The 16903-nt window shown below is 53.2% G+C and carries 15 protein-coding genes; 1 reads left to right on the top strand and 14 read right to left on the bottom strand.

Going from position 1 to position 16903, the window contains the following annotated elements; genetic code table 11:
- Positions 1–47: 47 nt before the first annotated feature.
- The 8 genes from B5E82_RS15345 to B5E82_RS15380 form a co-directional block, all read right to left on the bottom strand.
- Positions 48–1031 (bottom strand): ComEC/Rec2 family competence protein, encoded by a 984-nt coding sequence (locus B5E82_RS15345; RefSeq protein WP_087308415.1) that lies wholly within the window; start codon positions 1029–1031, stop codon positions 48–50.
- Between the two features lie 97 nt (positions 1032–1128).
- Complete coding sequence (locus tag B5E82_RS15350) at positions 1129–2292, bottom strand: FprA family A-type flavoprotein (protein ID WP_087308416.1); 1164 nt, start codon at positions 2290–2292, stop codon at positions 1129–1131.
- A 199-nt stretch (positions 2293–2491) separates the two neighbouring features.
- Entirely contained in the window at positions 2492–3886 is a 1395-nt protein-coding gene (locus B5E82_RS15355; RefSeq protein ID WP_087308417.1) for an MATE family efflux transporter, read from the bottom strand.
- A 146-nt stretch (positions 3887–4032) separates the two neighbouring features.
- Positions 4033–5901 (bottom strand): ATP-dependent zinc metalloprotease FtsH, encoded by a 1869-nt coding sequence (ftsH, locus tag B5E82_RS15360; protein ID WP_087308418.1) that lies wholly within the window; start codon positions 5899–5901, stop codon positions 4033–4035.
- A 183-nt stretch (positions 5902–6084) separates the two neighbouring features.
- Positions 6085–8853, bottom strand: coding sequence for an ABC transporter permease (locus tag B5E82_RS15365; RefSeq protein WP_087308419.1), 2769 nt, complete (start codon positions 8851–8853; stop codon positions 6085–6087).
- On the bottom strand, positions 8850–9533 hold the full coding sequence (locus B5E82_RS15370) for an ABC transporter ATP-binding protein (protein WP_087308420.1): 684 nt from the start codon (positions 9531–9533) through the stop codon (positions 8850–8852). The genes B5E82_RS15365 and B5E82_RS15370 overlap by 4 nt, the downstream gene beginning before the upstream one ends.
- A 144-nt stretch (positions 9534–9677) precedes the next feature.
- Entirely contained in the window at positions 9678–10691 is a 1014-nt protein-coding gene (locus B5E82_RS15375; protein WP_162610800.1) for a sensor histidine kinase, read from the bottom strand.
- 37 nt (positions 10692–10728) lie between these two features.
- Positions 10729–11400: a response regulator transcription factor gene (locus B5E82_RS15380; RefSeq protein ID WP_087308422.1), complete on the bottom strand. Its 672-nt coding sequence runs from the start codon at positions 11398–11400 to the stop codon at positions 10729–10731.
- 265 nt (positions 11401–11665) lie between these two features.
- On the opposite strand from B5E82_RS15380, the gene B5E82_RS15385 reads away from it, so the two are divergent.
- Positions 11666–12556, top strand: coding sequence for a hypothetical protein (locus tag B5E82_RS15385; RefSeq protein WP_087308423.1), 891 nt, complete (start codon positions 11666–11668; stop codon positions 12554–12556).
- Between the two features lie 175 nt (positions 12557–12731).
- Here B5E82_RS15385 and B5E82_RS15390 read toward each other — a convergent pair whose 3' ends face one another.
- The 6 genes from B5E82_RS15390 to bcp form a co-directional block, all read right to left on the bottom strand.
- Positions 12732–13205 (bottom strand): pyridoxamine 5'-phosphate oxidase family protein, encoded by a 474-nt coding sequence (locus B5E82_RS15390; protein WP_087308424.1) that lies wholly within the window; start codon positions 13203–13205, stop codon positions 12732–12734.
- Positions 13202–13342, bottom strand: a complete 141-nt coding sequence (locus tag B5E82_RS18230) for an OadG-related small transporter subunit (RefSeq protein WP_087308425.1) — start codon at positions 13340–13342, stop codon at positions 13202–13204. Before B5E82_RS18230 ends, B5E82_RS15390 begins: the two co-directional genes overlap by 4 nt.
- A gap of 15 nt (positions 13343–13357) precedes the next feature.
- Entirely contained in the window at positions 13358–14494 is a 1137-nt protein-coding gene (locus tag B5E82_RS15400; protein ID WP_087308426.1) for a sodium ion-translocating decarboxylase subunit beta, read from the bottom strand.
- A 197-nt stretch (positions 14495–14691) separates the two neighbouring features.
- Positions 14692–15588 (bottom strand): radical SAM protein, encoded by an 897-nt coding sequence (locus tag B5E82_RS15405; protein ID WP_087308427.1) that lies wholly within the window; start codon positions 15586–15588, stop codon positions 14692–14694.
- Positions 15589–15590: 2 nt separating this feature from the next.
- Positions 15591–16361, bottom strand: coding sequence for a peroxide stress protein YaaA (yaaA, locus tag B5E82_RS15410; RefSeq protein ID WP_087308428.1), 771 nt, complete (start codon positions 16359–16361; stop codon positions 15591–15593).
- Positions 16358–16813 (bottom strand): thioredoxin-dependent thiol peroxidase, encoded by a 456-nt coding sequence (bcp, locus tag B5E82_RS15415; protein ID WP_087308429.1) that lies wholly within the window; start codon positions 16811–16813, stop codon positions 16358–16360. Before bcp ends, yaaA begins: the two co-directional genes overlap by 4 nt.
- Positions 16814–16903 lie beyond the last annotated feature (90 nt).

A 16903-nucleotide genomic window follows, 5' to 3' on the forward strand; every position in this document is an offset into this window, starting at 1 on the left:
CCCCTCCTTTCTATTCTCACATTGCCGTTCTCCTGTTTCCGCAGGCCTTACGAGCCTGCGGGCTCTCCTGCCTTCCAGCTCTCGCTGGGCGGTACATTGAAGGTGATGCTGCTTCCGTCAGACGTGGCTGTAATGGTCCCTTCCTCGTCTGTACGGAACACCTTGATTCCCATTTCCCGGAGACGGTTCAGCACCTCCGCATGGGGATGACCGTAGCTGTTGCCCTCGCCGCAGCTGATCACCACATAACCGGGGTCTACCCGTTCCAGGAAAGCTTCCGTATTGGCCGTCCTGCTGCCATGATGGGCAGCCTTAAACACATCCGCGGACAGGTCCATACCGCTGTTCAGCATATCCGCCTCCGAATCCTCTTCCGCGTCTCCCGTAAAGAGGAACCGGTTCTCTCCGTGCTCCAGCAGGATTCCCACGGAATAGTCATTGGCATTATCTCCGTAATCTCCCTGGGGAGCCACAATCGTAAATGCCGCTTCTCCCAGCTCATAGACCGTTCCCACCTGAGGCAGCGTAAGCTCCAGCCCCTTCTGGTTCATCACGTCAATGACTTCCTCGTAAGTCTTGGTCTCCTTCTCATAATCCGGCATAATCACCGTACCACAGTCAAACGCTTCCATCACCACATCCAGACCTCCGATGTGATCTGCGTCCGGATGGGTTCCAATCACATAATCCAGGTCTTCGACTCCCTGGTACTCCAGATAATCCCGGACATCGTCTCCCCAGCTGTTATTCCCGGCGTCAATCAGCATGGCACCGTCTCCGCAGACAATGAGCGTGGCGTCTCCCTGCCCCACATCCAGGTAATGCACCTCCAGCGTGGAACCGTCCCGGAACACGCCGGAAGCGGCAGCAGATATGTCTTCCGCTGCCGCATTTCCTGTTCCGCCTGAGTTCCCGCCGTCATCCGCGAGCTGTTCCTGCAGGGGGTAGACCGCTGCCAGGCACAAGGCCAGCACCGCCAGGAACAGCTTCCTGCCCCGGCTTCTCCTGCTTCTTCTCCTTCTTCCTGCCATATGTCTCTCAAATTCCTTTTTCTGTCAGTCTAGTATGTCTTTTCCCGCCTCTGTCCTCACATATCTGCGGACAGCAGGCTGTCTTCTCCGGCGTCCCTTACTGGGCCAGCAGTTCATCCGCCAGCTGCTCCATAGTCTCCCGGTTCTCCGGCTTCATGGAAGAGCGGATGGTCACCATGGTCTCGCATACCTGAAGATTCTTCATCTCCTCCAGGTATCCCTTCATCACCCGTCCCGCGGAGGGAGCCCAGGTTCCGTTCTCAATCAGGCCGACCTTACGGTTCTGGAATGCCTTGTATTTCAGGTGCGTCAGGAAGTCCTCCATGCAGAGGAACACGCCTCCGTCATAGCTGGCTGCCGCAAGAACCAGTCTGTCATAGCGGTAAGCTTCCGCAATCACAAGGGCCATATCATCCCGGGCCAGATCGTATACCTTTACCGGAATGTCCGTCTTGCTTTTCAGAATCTCTGCCATCTCTTTCGCGGCCTTCATCGTATTTCCATGAATGGAAGCGCTGGCAATCACAATGCCGGGCTCCTCCGGACGATAGCTGCTCCAGGTATCGTAAAGGCCGATGTAATATCCCAGATTCTCCTTCAGAACCGGTCCGTGCAGCGGGCAGATCGCCGCGATGTCAAGGCCTGCCGCCTTTTTCAGAAGCGCCTGTACCTGAGCGCCGTATTTTCCGACGATATTGATGAAATAGCGTCTCGCCTCATCCGCCCATTCCTCTTCCGTATCCAGAGCGCCGAATTTTCCGAAGCCGTCCGCGGAAAACAGAATCTTCTCCGAAGTCTCATACTCCACCATAACCTCCGGCCAGTGTACCATCGGAGCCATCACAAAGGCCAGCGTATGGGAACCGAGGCTTAAAGTATCCCCTTCCTTTACCGTCACGCAGCGGTCCGTCAGGTCCAGGTCGAAAAACTGGGGCAGGAACGCAAACACCTTCGCGTTGCTCACCAGCTTCATATCCGGATATTTCTCAGCAGCCTTCTGAATATTTCCCGCATGATCCGGCTCCAGATGGGAGATTACCAGATAATCCGGCTTCCGTCCTCCCAGAGCTTCCTCCAGATTGGCAAACCATGCTTCCTCCGCTCTCGGATCTACCGTATCCATCACTGCCACCTTCTCATCCATAATCAGATAAGAGTTGTAGGAAACACCGTTCGGAACCACGTACTGGCTTTCGAACAGGTCGATGGTCTTGTCGTCTGTTCCTATATAATAGACGGAATCTGTCACTTTGCTATACATGTCTTTTTCCCTCCTGCATCGTATAATCTTGATCTCCGGCTGTCAGAATCCCGTTTTTTCTGCCCGCCGGAGGCTTTCTGTTGTCCTATAAAATTGTACACAAGAATCCGGCCTGTGGCAAGTCTTCTTTCACATACATGAAAAAAATTATTCTCAAAGCACTGCCGTTCACGCCGCGTCTGTGGAAGGGAACAAATCGTCAGCCCTTCTGAGCTCTTTCCCCGGCTTTCAGCTCCCGCCCCACCAGATACAGCATTGTCAGGTAGCAGGCCAGTCCGCCGATGATATTGGTGACAGGCTCTGCCGCCAGCACGCCATAGATGCCCAGATTCCAGAGATGGGGCAGAAGCAGAATCAGCGGAACGCCAAGAATCACCTTCCGGAACAGAGAGAAAAAGACAGCCTGCTTCGCCTTTCCAAGGCTCACAAAAATATTCTGGCCCGCGTACTGGAAGGCCATAAACACAAAGAGCACAAAATGAATGCGCAGAGACAGGATTCCCACCTCAAGAAGCTCCTCTTCCCCGTTAAACAGCCGGATAAGCTGTCCGGGAAACAGCATGAGAATCAGCCAGGCAAAGGACGCAAAAGCCAGAGACACGAAGGTGACAAACCGGATTCCCTCCCGGACGCGTCCGTATCTCTTTGCTCCGTAATTATAGCCAAGCACCGGCTGGGCCCCCTGCGTAAAGCCCTGCAGCGGCATCTGCACCACTTCCCGGATGGAATAGATGACCGTCATAGCCCCCACATACAAATCTCCGCCGTAGAACTGCAGAGACGCGTTGCAGAAAATCTGCACCAGACTATTGGTCACAGACTGGGTGAAGCCGGACAGTCCCAGAAACAGAATCTGCTTCATAAGCTCAGTCCGGGGCCGGAGCGCAGACAGCCTGAGCTTTAAAATTGCTTTTTTCCCGCACAGAAACGCCAGCACCCAGACTGCCGATACCATCTGGGAAAGGATCGTCGCAAGAGCCGCCCCTTCCACGCCCCAGCCGAAGCCATAGATAAAGACCGGGTCCAGAATCAGGTTCAGAAGAGCTCCGATGACCACTGTCAGCATTCCCGTCTTCGCGAATCCCTGGGACTGGATAAAAGGGTTCATGCCAAGTCCCAGCATGACAAAAATATTTCCAGCCAGGTAAATCTGCAGATAACCGTCCGCGTAAGCAATCGTCTGATCGCTTGCGCCAAACAGATAGAGCAGGGGCGTCTTGAACAGATAGCCGGCGGCCGTCAGGACCACGCCGAGAAGCAGAAGCAGCACCAGGGAATTTCCCATGGTCTCTTCCGCCTTCTTCAGGTTTCCCCTGCCTCTTTCAATAGAACAGAGGGGAGCCCCTCCGCTGCCGCACAGATTGGCAAAGGCATTGATGATCGTAATCAGAGGAAAAGCCACGCCTACGCCCGTCAGGGCCAGACGGCCATCGCCTTCCATATGCCCCAGGTATACCCGGTCCACAATGTTATAAAGCACGTTGACCAGCTGTGCCATAATCATTGGAACAGCAATGCGCAGGATGCTTCCCCTCATGTCTCCCACTGTAAAATCGTTCTTTTCTTCTGCCCTGTATTCTGCCGTATCTCTCATAACAAAGCGGGTATCCCCGCATCCACTCCCGTCCGCTCAAATGGAAAAGGCCTGCGCCGCCGGACAAAGGTCTCAGGCTCAGGCCTCTTTCTCTTATTTTTCATTATAATACGAAAATCGGAGATTCGGAAGTATTTTCTTAGAATTTATACCGCTGTGGTTTCTACAGTGGTTTCTGCCGCCTCCAACGGCCGGTCCAGCACCTCCATAAATTCCTCGCCTGTAATCGTCTCTTTCTCATACAGGAACTTGGCAATCTCATGGAGCTTGCGTATATTCTCGGAAATCAGCTTTCTTGCCTTATCATGCTCTGTTTTTACGACCTCCACAACCTTCCTGTCTATAAGCGCCGCAGTCTCCGCCGAGCAGGCCAGAGAGGTGTCGCCGCCCAGATACTGATTGGTCACAGTCTCCATGGCCACCATATCAAACTCATCGGACATGCCGAAGCGGGTAATCATGGCTCTCGCCAGTTTGGTCGCCTGCTCGATATCATTGGAAGCGCCTGTGGTCACGGAGTGGAATACCAGCTCCTCCGCCACACGGCCTCCGGTCAGCGTAGCAATCTTGTTTTCGATTTCCTCCTTCGACATCAGATTATGCTCACCCTCGTCCACCTGCATGGTGTAACCCAGAGCTCCCGAAGTACGGGGAATAATCGTAATCTTGTGCACCGGAGCGGAATGTGTCTGCAGGGCCGCCACCAGCGCATGGCCCACCTCGTGGTATGCCACAATCAGCTTCTCTTTGTTAGAAAGGACTTTATTCTTTTTCTGGTAACCGGCGATCACCACCTCCACGCTCTCTTCCAGGTCGCTCTGCACCACATACTTGCGGCCCTGGCGGACAGCCCGGAGGGCCGCCTCATTGATCATGTTCGCCAGCTCCGCGCCGGAAGCCCCTGCCGCCGCGCGGGCGATGGCATTGAAGTCCACGTTATCGCCAAGCTTGACTTTCTTCGCATGTACCTTCAGGATATCCTCGCGTCCCTGCAGATCCGGAAGCTCCACCGGAACCCTCCGGTCAAACCGGCCGGGACGAAGCAGCGCCGGGTCAAGGGAATCCGGCCGGTTGGTCGCCGCCAGAATCATAACGCCCCTGCGCCCGTCAAAACCATCCATCTCTGTGAGAAGCTGGTTCAGAGTCTGCTCACGCTCATCATTTCCGCTGAAGCCCGCGCCGTCACGCTTCTTTCCTATGGTATCGATCTCGTCGATAAACACGATACAAGGCGCTTTCTCATTGGCCTGCTGGAACAGGTCACGCACCTTCGCCGCGCCCATACCCACAAACATCTCTACGAACTCCGAACCGGAAATGGAAAAGAACGGTACGTTCGCCTCTCCTGCCACAGCCTTGGCCAGCAGTGTCTTACCGGTTCCCGGAGGGCCCACCAGAAGGGCTCCTTTCGGCATGGAAGCTCCGATTTCAGAATATTTGGCCGGGTTATGCAGGAAATCCACAATTTCCTGAAGGATTTCCTTCGCCTCATCCTCTCCGGCCACGTCAGAGAATCGGATGCCCGTCGTGGATTCCACGTAGATCTTGGCGTTGCTCTTTCCAAAGGTCATGGCATTTCCCATGGCTCCGCCCATCTTCTTGGTGACGCTCCGCATCATCAGCTGCCCGATGGCAATCAGAATGATAAAGGGCACCAGAGACATCAGAAGCGACATCCACGGGGACACCTGTTCGATAATCTGCGTTCCGTAACCTCCTTCCACTCCCGCATCCTGCAGACGGGTGAGCAGATCCGGGTCCGGGAAAATTCCCGTCTCATAATAGTTTACAGGATCGCTTTTATCTGAAAAAATGATCTGATTCTCCTGCTGATCAAGCTGTACCTCCTGCACTTGCTTCTCCTCCAGCATACTCAGGAACGTATCATACCCTACTTCCGTAACCGTGGGCGACAAAAGATTCGGGAACAGGAAGAGATTCAGCAGAATCATAATCAGTATGACAACCGCGTAATAAAAAATAAATGGTTTCTTGTTATTTTTGACTTCTTTCATTCTTTTCTCCTGTTGTTTTAAGGCAGACAGACAAACTGCCTGCCAGTATGAAAGAAGTCTAGCATTTTCCAAAATAACAATCAATAAAGGAATTCTAAACAATTCTAAAAATTCTATGGAATCCCGTATTCTGTCCTAATATGTGATGGACTTCTCTGTATCCGTGTTCGGACATTTCACGGCTTACAGGCTCTCCTGCCGGATACTGTCTATGATATTCTCGTGCTTCATCCTGCCTCTGGCATACAGCATCGCAGCAAAAACCACCGCAAACACACTGAAGACAGCGATCAGAATACTCAGCGCCGGGACATAAAAATCTGTATATATGCTGTCTGACACCACCCGGTAAATCTCCCAGGTCACAAGCAGAGATACGGGAATTCCATATAGCAGCGCCTTTGCTCCGTACAGCAGGCACTCAAAGTTCAGCATCCGGTTCATCTCCCTCGGCGTCATTCCCACAGACGAAAGTACCGCAAATTCTCTGCGCCGCAGAAGAAAGGCTGTGGAAATGGTATTGAACACATTGGCCGCCGCTATCAGGGAAATCAGCGCAATAAATCCATAGGAAAAGATATCTATCGTCAGAAGCATGTTTCTTTCTGTATTCAGAGCCTGCCTGCTGTCATATACAAACATATAAGCTCTGTCCGCGTCTTCCTTTTCATCCGCCAGTTTCTGGATGCGCTCCGTCACAGCCTGGTGATCCTCCGCCTGCAGGTACAGGGTCCTGCGCGCCAGATATACGTCTGCTTTATCTCCTGCGGCGGCGCGGAAAACGCTTTCCGGCATAATAAGATAAAACCCGGAATTCCCCGCAAGCAGATTCATGGGCCCCTGTTCCGCAAAACCTTCCACCCGGAGCCGCACAGACTGCTGATAATCCTCCATCGGAACATCCTCTTCGGAACCACCCGCCGCCTCTGCCGCTTCCATGGCCGCCACCCAGGCATCGGAATCTGTCAAAAGAAGCGTAATTTCCGCATTTTCATTTTCCAGAATTCGAAAGCTCTGGTATCTGTCCGCTGCCGCGTCATAGCTCTGGGTCCTGTCATAAGCCATCACAGACGGAAAATCTTTTACTCCTGTCCCCGCCGTATCCATTCCCTGCCTGGACATCCATGTTTCATAATCCGCGTCCTTCAGAATCAGGACGCTTGTGGAGAGCGACGCCTTCTCTTCTGCCCCGGTGTCTTCAGACCTGTCTGCAGTCCCGCCGGATTCTGTCTCCGGTTCCCACTCTTCCGCTGCCGGCGCTCCGGCTTCCGCCTCATACATGGCCAGCCCCTGCTCTGTCATATCCTCCACGGACACCAGCGAATCTGTATAAACCCAGGCCGTATCCAGCGCCGCGCCGACTCCCTCCGTCCGGGAAATCTCTCCGGCCAGGCTCTGCATCTCCTTTTCCAGATGAACCTGAATATCGTAATCCGGCACACTGCTGATATCAAACACACTTCTCCGGATATACGAAGAAAAGGAGCTGGCAGAGATAAAAAGCACAATACTGATAAACAGCGAAAAAATCGTAACCCGGTACTGCCTTTTTTCTCTGGCAAAATGCCTGCCCGCCACCATGGCGGGAAGCCCGAACAGCCGGTAAGAAAATCTGCTGCGGACAGAGCCGTTCCGCCGGGAAAAACGGGTCTGTTTCGACGGTTTTCTGATGTCTTTGGCCTGCCGGACCGCCTCTATGGGCGGTATCCCGGCCGCGCGTCTGGCCGGAACCCAGGCAGACACCAGGACTGTCACAAGCGCCGTCAGAGCCGCGATTCCCACCGCAGTCCAGGATACATGAAGGCTCATGACCACCGAATCGCTGTACATAAGGTAGACAAAGTAACTTCCTGTAAAGTGAAGCGTCACACCGATTCCTAGGATTCCCGCCCCGATTCCCAGAGGAATCCCTATGGCGCCCAGAAGCAGGGCTTCCCGGAATACCATGCCCCGAAGCTGCTTTGGCGTAGCGCCCACCGAAGACAGAAGGCCAAACTGCTTCGTCCGGTCGCTGACGGAAATCGCAAAAGAATTGTACACCAGCGAAATGCCGCCTGTCATAATCAGTGCGGTCAGAATCGCCGCCAGCCCGTACAGCATCCGCATATAAGGTCTGTTCCGGGAAGATCCCAGATAGCGGAGAAGCTCTGAATTGTAGGTACGCTCACAGCCGGACAGCTTCTCGTCTGTAAAACGGTAGATATCCGAAGCATGTTTCGTCCGGATAAAGCAGCTGTAGGAAGCGTCCGCAGCCGGGTTTTCATCCATGACCGTCAGGCTGTACAAAGCCGGATGGGTGCTGCTGTCCATAAACGCAGGCGTCTCAATCATACCCACCACCGTATATTCCCGCGTCCCGGCAGGGACAAATTCTTCCAGGACCCGGATACGATCGTTTCGCTCATCCGCATAGATAAGCGGATTGTAAGGACCCAGAGTCTCCCCGTCCAGCGTCCTGCTGCCCAGCTCCAGAGTCAGTGTATCGCCGATCTTTACATCGAGAAGCCCCCAGTTCACCGCCCAGTGGGAAATCACAATCTCCCGACTGTTCTCCGGCATCCGCCCTTCCGTGAGCACAATCGGCATCATATCCGTAAATCCCTCTCCCAGACCGGCCACATAGAGGTAGGGCGTCCGGTAAGCATTCAGTTCTTCCTCATCCAGATTCTCAAAGAAGGCATAGCCCAGCTCCTGCCAGGCTGCAAGACCTGTCACTTCCTCATCCTCTGAGAGCTCTGAAAGCTTCCCCGCCGGAACCTGGAATGCCGCCCCGTACCAGTTTCCCTGGTCCTCAATGGATACCCGAATCATATACTGCCGGAGACTTGAAATGAAGGTCGTGACCGCTGTGAGCATGGCTGCCGCCAGCAGGATGCCGATGATGGTAACCAGCGTCCGCGTCCGGTTCTTTTTCAGGGTCTTCCAGGTCACATTAGTAAATACATTTTTCATCGGCGGATCACCTCGTCTCTGGCAATCCTTCCGTCCTCCATCACCATGATCCGGTCCGCCTGCAGAGCCAGATTTTCATCGTGGGTAATCATAACCAGAGTCTGGCCGAATTTCCGGTTGGACAGCTTTAAAAGCTCCATGATCTCCTGGCTGTTCTTTGAGTCCAAATTTCCTGTGGGCTCATCCGCGAGAACGAGGGCCGGGGCATTCATGAGCGCCCGCCCGATGGACACTCTCTGCTGCTGGCCGCCGGAAAGCTGGTTCGGAAGATGCTTCCTGCGGTCTGAGAGGCCGAGAAGCGTAAGCAGCTCCTCCAGCCGTTCTTTATTAACCGGACGGCCGTCCATCAGCACCGGAAGCGTGATATTTTCCTCCACGTCCAGTACCGGAATCAAATTGTAGAACTGATAGACAAGCCCCACCTCCCGTCTCCGGAATATGGCAAGCTGCTCTTCGTTCTGCCCATAGATATCCTTTCCGTCCAGATATACCTTCCCGGATGTGGGTCGATCCACACCTCCCAGAATGTGAAGAAGCGTCGATTTGCCTGATCCGGACGGTCCGATGATCGCCACGAACTCTCCCTGCTGAATGTAAAAAGATACATCGTCCAAAGCCCGGACCTCATTTTCTCCTGAGCCGTAAATCTTGGACAGATGATCTGCCTTTAAAACTTCCATACTGCTCCCTCCAGTGATGTTTTTCAGGATAAGTATAACAGGAGCAGGTGACGCTCCAGTGACTTGAAACTAACAATATTGTCACTTTCCAAAACGCCGGCGCAGTGTAGAAGGGGCATACCGCCCCGTTCTCCTGCGCCGGCGCTATACAATTCCTTTATAGAAGCGTAAGGTGAACCGCGCTCCGCCCTCCGGGCGGTTCTCCGCCTTAATCATTCCGTTCTGGGCGTTTACAATCATCCGCGCCAGGGCAAGGCCAATGCCCACGCCCGTGCCAAAGGACTGTTTTCCCCTGTAAAACCGTTCAAACAGGTGGGGAAGATCCTCCGGATCGATGCCCGGGCCGTTGTCCTCTATGACAAACTCTGTATACAGATTATTTTCCTGCGTTCTGATCCACAGCCTGCCGCCCTCTCCCGCATGCTCCAGACAGTTTTTCACAATATTCCCAAGAGCCTCGGCGCTCCAGTCTGCGTCGCCCGAAAAAACCGCCCCCTCCTGCAGCTTCAGCTCCGTCTCCTGCCCGCGGATCTCCATGGGAATCCCAAAGGGCTCCAGCGCCGCCTGCACAAGGCCTGACGCGTCCACCCGGTTCTGCGCGAAAACTGCCGTTCCCGCGTCAATCCGCGCGATTTTCAGCAAAGCTTCCACCAGCCAGCTGGTGCGCTCCAGAAGCTGTCCCGCCTCATAGACCAGACGCCTCCTGTTCTCCTCGTCCGTCTCACCGGGCAGCCTTGCCAGAAGCAGGTTCAGAGAGGTCAGGGGCGTGCGGAGCTGATGGGAGATATCCGCCAGCGAATCGCTCAGGTAGACCTTTTCTTTCTGCAGCCGCTGCGACTGCTCCTGAAGCCTGGAAATCAACTTCTCGAGCTCATTTGCCAGAATCGCAAGCTCCCCTTCTTCATACTGTCTGAGATCCAGAGAGCGTTCCCCATGAAGAAGCCGGTCCGCTTCGGCGGCCAGCTCCTCCAGCCGGCGGTAGCGGCGGACGGTAAAAGCTGTCCAGAAAAGAAGCTGCACAAGGCCGGCCGCTCCCAGAAAAACCGCGCAGACAACCCCTCCGGGCAGAAAGAGCAAAGCCAGACATACGGCTGCCGCCCAAAATGCCAGTGAAAAAAGAAGCTGCCGTTTCAGCTCCGGATTCCGCAGATAACGCATCACCATTTCCTCCCGTCTCTTTCATCCTCTGATCTTGCTATTCCCCGAGTCTGTATCCCAGGCCCCGTACCGTCCGGATAATCGTCGGGTTCTGGGGATCGGTCTCGATCTTTTCCCGCAGCCTCTTGATATAGACAGTCAGTGTATTATCATTCACAAATTCTCCGGCCGCATCCCAGATCTCTTCCAGAAGTCTGCCCCTGGAGAGCACCATTCCCTTATGATTCAGGAAAAACAGCAGAAGCCGGTACTCCAGCGCTGTCAGAAGGCAGTCCTGTCCGTCTTTTGTGACTGCGGCACGCACTGTATCCACTCTCAGGTCCTCAATCTCCAGCACCGCCTGGCTCTTTCCGCAGCGGCGCAGCACGCTTCGAATCCGGGACACCAGCTCACGGGGTCGGAAGGGCTTGCTCACATAATCCTCGGCTCCCAGCTCCAGCCCTGTGACGACACTGAACTCATCCCCGGAAGCCGTCAGGAAAATCACGGGGATGTCTGAAACCGCCTTCACCGCCGAGCAGACCGAAAAGCCATTGCCGTTTTTTAAGGATACGTCCAGAAGAAGCAGATCGAAGCTTTCTTCCTCCACAGCCTGAAGAGCCTCCTTCTGCCCCTCTTCCGCGCGGACCTGAAAGCCCTCCGCCCGCAGCACGGCGCTCAAATTTTCTATAATGTCTTTATCGTCTTCTACCAGCAGTATTTTTGACATGTTTTGTTCTCCTGTTCTGTCTCTTCAGCGGCAGGAAGCTCCCTGCCCGCTGAAAGATTTCCTCTCGTTCTACGATAGCATAAGCCCGCCCTGCCTGCAATGAGTATTTCCTGTTCCCGCCGCTTCCGATTTCTTTCAGATTCTTTCTGTAAAAAATTTCAAATCTCATAGACTGTTCAGGGGTTTTCTGGTATAATCAGTATAAATTATCCTGAGCAGAAAAACTGTCTGTTCAGACTTATTTTACAAAAGAGGAGGAATCTTTATGAAATGGTATCAAAAAACAGGATGGATTATTCTTCTCCTTCTTGTCTTTTTCCCTGCGGGCTGCTATCTGATGTGGAAGTACAAACCTCAGTGGCATAAGTGGATAAAATGGCCCGTCTCTGTCGTGTTTGGTATCTGGTTTCTGGCGATCGCAGCCTCGTCCCTGCTGCCCTCCCAGTCTCCCGGCTCTCTCGTTCTTTCCGGGGCGCCCGATGAACCGCTTGCCACGAACGAATCCGTAAGTCTCAGCCTGGAAGCCACACCCGCAGACGCTTCTCTGGATGGTCTGACCTTTATTTATGACGATTCTCTTATCGATGTTCAAAAAGGACCGCAGCAAAATGAACTTATCGTCACTGCAAAGGATACGCCGGGAACTGCCGCCGTCTGCGTCAAATCCGCAGACAGTTCCGCAGTCAGCAACATTGTCGTTCTGGAAATTGAGGCTCCTGACGCCGCAGAAGCCGCTTCCGCGGAAATAGATTCACAGATACAGGCCGCTGTCGATGAAGCGCTCGCAGAGACGCAGGCTCTTCTGGAGCAAAAAGAAACGGAACTAAGCGATACAAAAGCAGCTCTGGAAGAAACACAGCAGCAGCTGGCTCAGGCACAAAGCGAACTGGAACAGACACAGGACGAGCTTGAGGAAGCCCGGAATTCCAGAAGAGAAACTTCTTCCGGCACGGCTTCCACTGATTCCATAAGCGAAAGCTCTTCCTCTTCTGCTTCTTCCTCTGCCGATTCCGGAGTGGCAAACTCTCAGACGGTGCTGGTCACCCGGACAGGCAGCAAGTATCACACTCATAAATGCGGAAACGGCACTTATTATGAGGCCACCCTTGACGAGGCTCTGGCCAGAGGACTGACTCCCTGCGAAAAATGCTATTGAGCCATGCTGGCGGAAGATCTCTCCCACCTGGCAGACCTGTCAGAAAACCGGGATGCTCCGGCCACACGGATATAAAACCAGGGCGTTCTGAATCTGATGTTCAGAACGCCCCGTATATTACTTGCATATTACCTCTGTATACTGCATCGCAGTTTACATCTTCTGAGATTTCTCTCTATTTTTTCTCCCGCCGCTTTCCAGTCATGGACTCAACGGTCAGCTTCAGCACTCGTGTCTGGGCCACCACGGCTTCGTTATAATGGAAACCGGCCGGAACCGGATAGTGCTCCATCAGAATATCGAGAGCTTCTCTTTTTTCTTCCTCCGGCACATCCTCCACAGCGCCATACCCAATTACGCTTTCATAGCACATGGTGCAGTTTCCCTTTTCCATATCCGTAAAGAGCATATGGCCGCAGTCCATCTCAAAGCAGACCTTATTATTTTTTGAAAGCAGCTCATATTTCATGCCTGTCTGCGCCCCGTGGAAATACAGGACTACCTGCTGTCCATCCACCGCCATGCCGAAATTGAGCGGAATCACATAGGGATATTCATCGCCCTGCATGGCAATCCGGCAGACGTCGCATTTTTTCATGACTTCAAGAATTTCATCAAAATCCCGAATCTCTCTGTCACTTCTTCTCATGCCTGCTCATCTTCCTTTTTCTTAGGACCGGAAATCTTTCCCATGAGCATTACAAGAAGTGTCAGAATGCCGATTACTACGAAAATTCCGGCCATTCCCTTTAACATAATTTCCAGTGCAATGATAAAATCACCCATCTTAATGCGCACCTCCTACAGATAAGCAGCCACAAGGCTGATGACAAGACCTCCGGCGATAACGGAAGCAATCTGGCCGGATACGTTCGCGCCGATGGCATGCATCAGAATCACGTTTGTCGGATCTTCTTCCATCGCCATCTTCTGAACGACACGGGCCGACATCGGGAACGCGGAAATCCCGGCAGCTCCGATCATCGGGTTGATTTTTTTCTTGCGGAACAGGTTCAGGAACTTCGCAAGAAGCACTCCGCCGATACTGTCAAAAACGAAAGCAACCAGACCAAGCAGCATGATCAGAAGTGTGTCAAAGTTCACGAAAGCTTCCGCACGCATACTGAAGGAAATCGTAATTCCCAGAAGCAGGGTGATCAGATTGGCCAGCACGTTCTGAGCCGTATCAGACAGGTTTCCAAGCACACCGCACTCACGCAGCAGATTTCCGAACATCAGGAAGCCTACCAGGGCAACGGACTGGGGAGATACCAGACCTACCAGAAACGTAACAAGGATCGGGAACGCAATCTTCATCTTCTGGGAAACGGTTCCCGGTTTATAATCCATGTGAATCCGGCGTTCCTTCTTGGTGGTGACAAGACGAATCGCAAAGGGCTGTACGATAGGAACCAGGGCCATATAGGAATAGGCCGCCACCGCAATGGGTCCCACATAATTGGAATGCAGTACCTGAGACACCAGAATCGAGGTCGGTCCGTCCGCGGCTCCGATAATACCGATAGAAGCAGCGTCCTTCAGGTCAAAGCCCAGCAGCACTGCCACGCAGATCGCGAAGAAGATACCAAACTGCGCGCCTGCGCCGAACAGGAACATAGACGGCATAGACAACAGCGGTCCGAAGTCAATCATCGCTCCGATACCGATAAACAGCAGAATCGGAAGCGCCTCAGACGCGTCAATGCCTACATTAAACAGCCATTCAATAATACCATTTACCACTCCGATGCCTTCCATCTCCTGGTTAATCACACCGGACAGCGGCAGATTCACCAGAATGGCTCCAAATCCCATCGGAAGCAGAAGCGCGGGCTCATAGTCCTTCTTAATCGCAAGGTAAATCAGCAGGATTCCCACCAGATACATCACAGCCTGCTGCCAGGTGATGGACAAAAGCCCCTCCCATAGAAATTCCATTTCCTTTCCTCCTTATCGTTTACACAAATCGAGACTTCTGACACCTTCGCCAAAAGTCTCTCTTTTTCTACCAGAAATGATAGCATATTTGCCCTGTCGTGTCAATTCATTTGAGAATTTCGGGAGAATCTCTTAGCGCCCTTTTAACACTCTTTTTACCGCTCGCTTTTTCCTGTCTCCTGAGATTCTTCTGTTCTTCAGATGCCTTCACAGTCAAATGCCGGAATAAAGCTTTCCTCTGCTGTCCCGCCTTCCTGAATAAAACCGTTTTCCACTCCCAGCTCTACGGCGAAATCAAGCAGACGCTCATATTCCCGTTTCGTCACTTTCCGGTTCAATTCCGGCCATTTCTCCATGCCCGGAAGCGGCGTGTACTGATTCATAAGGCTTATATATACCTGATTTCCATAAGTCTCATACACATATCTTACCACTTCTTTTGCGTTTTTCAGGTGGCCGGGAAGGAGAAGATGCCGGACAATCACTCCCCGCTTCATCATGCCTTCTTCATCGAACTCCGCTTCTTTTCCGCCCATCTGACGCACCATTTCCCGAAGTGCCTCCTGCGCAGTCTGCGGATAATCCGGCGCGTTGGAATAGCGGGCCGCGGTCTCCGCTTCCATATATTTGAAGTCTGTCAGATAGATATCTACAATTCCTTCCAGCATCTGCAGCGTTTCCACCTTCTCATATCCGCTGCAGTTATACACGATGGGCAGCTTCAGGCCCAGAACAAACGCCTGCTTCAATGCCCGCACAATCTCCGGCGTATAATGTGTGGGCGTCACCAGATTGATATTCGCCGCGCCCTTCTCCTGAAGCTCCAGAAAGATTTCAGAAAGCCGTTCCGGCGTGATATCCTTTCCTGCCCCGGCCCGGGCGATATCCCTGTTCTGGCAGTATACGCACCTCAAGGGACAGCCGCTGAAAAATACAGTGCCGGAGCCCTGCTTTCCCGAAATGCAGGGTTCCTCCCACATATGAAGCGCTGCTCTGGCACATTTTATCTTTGTTCCCGCTGCTCCGCAATAGCCTCGCTGTCCCGCAGCGCGGTCGGCGCGGCAGCTGCGGGGGCATAAGGCGCATGGTGGCATGGTTATTCCTCCGTCCTGATAAACACCCAGCTTGTATTATCGGAATGTTCCTCGTCAAACACATAGCCCAGCCGGTCAAATTTCTTTGCTTCCTCCGGGCTCTCCGCCCGGCGTTCCGCCAGAAAGCGCACCATTTCTCCTCTGGCCATCTTGGCGTAGGTGCCTTTCTGCGCGATCTTTCCCCCGGACCACTCTCCGAAAATGCAGGTGATAAAATGCGTCTCCGGCCTTAAAAACCGCTCCACACAACGGGAGTACTCCTTTGACGCCAGATTTATGATAACCCCGGCAGGCTCTCCGGAATCTGCGTCTCCCGCACAGATCTCTTCACAGATTCTGCTTCCCCAGAAGTCATAGAGATCTCTGCTGCCGCCTGCCGAAAGCCTGGCCTGCATCTCCAGCCGGTAGGGCGTTACGCCATCCATGGGCTTTAAGACCCCGTAAAAGCCGGACAGAATCCGCAGATGGCTCTGCACCCAGGACAGCATCTCCTCTTCAAAGACAGCAGGAGCCATATACTGATACTGGATTCCCTCATAGGAGAGGATGGCCGGTGTCAGATTCCGGCGCAGATCCATGGTCCGGAACCGTTCAAAATTCTGACGTGCCAGCTTTTCATTGCATCCCCAGAGCTTCTTCGCTTCCTCGTAGGACAGTTCCCGCATACGGGCCAGCAGTTCTTCCGTCTTATCCAGAAACGCCGGCACCCCCTGAGGCGCCAGCGTATCCGTATCCACATTCATTTTCTTCGCAGGCGAGATAATCACCCTCATGAAAGCTCCTCCAGCATCTGCGCCGGATTTTCCGCCGCCTTTACCTTATCGAAGGCTTTGACAATCATTCCTTTTTCATCAATCAGGTAAGTGGTCCGCACCACGCCCATGGATACCTTCCCGTAATTTTTCTTCTCTTTCCATACATCGTAAGCCTGTATCACCTTCAGCTCCGGATCGGAAAGAAGCGTAAAGGAAAGGCCCTGTTTCTCTTCAAACCGTTTATGGGAAGCCACGGAATCCCTGCTGACTCCCAGAATCACCGCGCCCTTTTCCTCAAACTGAGGCCGCAGTTCAGAAAAGCCGCAGGCCTGCCTTGTGCATCCCGGCGTATTATCCTTCGGGTAAAAATAAAGAATCACTTTCTTTCCTGCGTAATCAGAAAGGCTGCGCATCTCTCCATTCTGATCCGGCAGTGTAAAGTCCGGTGCTTTTATTCCTGTATCCAGCATAACCAATTCCTCCTGTTGCTCTATTTTTTGTTACTCTGTTATTTTGTTATTCTGCCGCTCCGCCGCGCTGTTTCTCTGTTTCATTGGTTC

The sequence above is a fragment of the Lachnoclostridium sp. An138 genome (genome assembly GCF_002160765.1).
In the GTDB taxonomy this organism is placed as follows: Bacteria; Bacillota; Clostridia; order Lachnospirales; family Lachnospiraceae; genus Laedolimicola; species Laedolimicola faecalis.

What these genes read in the sequence shown, in the direction of transcription:
- B5E82_RS15405 (WP_087308427.1), bottom strand. Translation starts at nt 15,588, where the DNA reads ATGCCACCATGCGCCTTATGCCCCCGCAGCTGCCGCGCCGACCGCGCT.
- ftsH (WP_087308418.1), bottom strand. Translation starts at nt 5,901, where the DNA reads ATGAAAGAAGTCAAAAATAACAAGAAACCATTTATTTTTTATTACGCG.
- B5E82_RS15370 (WP_087308420.1), bottom strand. Translation starts at nt 9,533, where the DNA reads ATGGAAGTTTTAAAGGCAGATCATCTGTCCAAGATTTACGGCTCAGGA.
- B5E82_RS15365 (WP_087308419.1), bottom strand. Translation starts at nt 8,853, where the DNA reads ATGAAAAATGTATTTACTAATGTGACCTGGAAGACCCTGAAAAAGAAC.
- B5E82_RS15355 (WP_087308417.1), bottom strand. Translation starts at nt 3,886, where the DNA reads ATGAGAGATACGGCAGAATACAGGGCAGAAGAAAAGAACGATTTTACA.
- B5E82_RS15400 (WP_087308426.1), bottom strand. Translation starts at nt 14,494, where the DNA reads ATGGAATTTCTATGGGAGGGGCTTTTGTCCATCACCTGGCAGCAGGCT.
- bcp (WP_087308429.1), bottom strand. Translation starts at nt 16,813, where the DNA reads ATGCTGGATACAGGAATAAAAGCACCGGACTTTACACTGCCGGATCAG.
- yaaA (WP_087308428.1), bottom strand. Translation starts at nt 16,361, where the DNA reads ATGAGGGTGATTATCTCGCCTGCGAAGAAAATGAATGTGGATACGGAT.
- B5E82_RS15390 (WP_087308424.1), bottom strand. Translation starts at nt 13,205, where the DNA reads ATGAGAAGAAGTGACAGAGAGATTCGGGATTTTGATGAAATTCTTGAA.
- B5E82_RS15385 (WP_087308423.1), top strand. Translation starts at nt 11,666, where the DNA reads ATGAAATGGTATCAAAAAACAGGATGGATTATTCTTCTCCTTCTTGTC.
- B5E82_RS15380 (WP_087308422.1), bottom strand. Translation starts at nt 11,400, where the DNA reads ATGTCAAAAATACTGCTGGTAGAAGACGATAAAGACATTATAGAAAAT.
- B5E82_RS18230 (WP_087308425.1), bottom strand. Translation starts at nt 13,342, where the DNA reads ATGGGTGATTTTATCATTGCACTGGAAATTATGTTAAAGGGAATGGCC.
- B5E82_RS15375 (WP_162610800.1), bottom strand. Translation starts at nt 10,691, where the DNA reads ATGCGTTATCTGCGGAATCCGGAGCTGAAACGGCAGCTTCTTTTTTCA.
- B5E82_RS15345 (WP_087308415.1), bottom strand. Translation starts at nt 1,031, where the DNA reads ATGGCAGGAAGAAGGAGAAGAAGCAGGAGAAGCCGGGGCAGGAAGCTG.
- B5E82_RS15350 (WP_087308416.1), bottom strand. Translation starts at nt 2,292, where the DNA reads ATGTATAGCAAAGTGACAGATTCCGTCTATTATATAGGAACAGACGAC.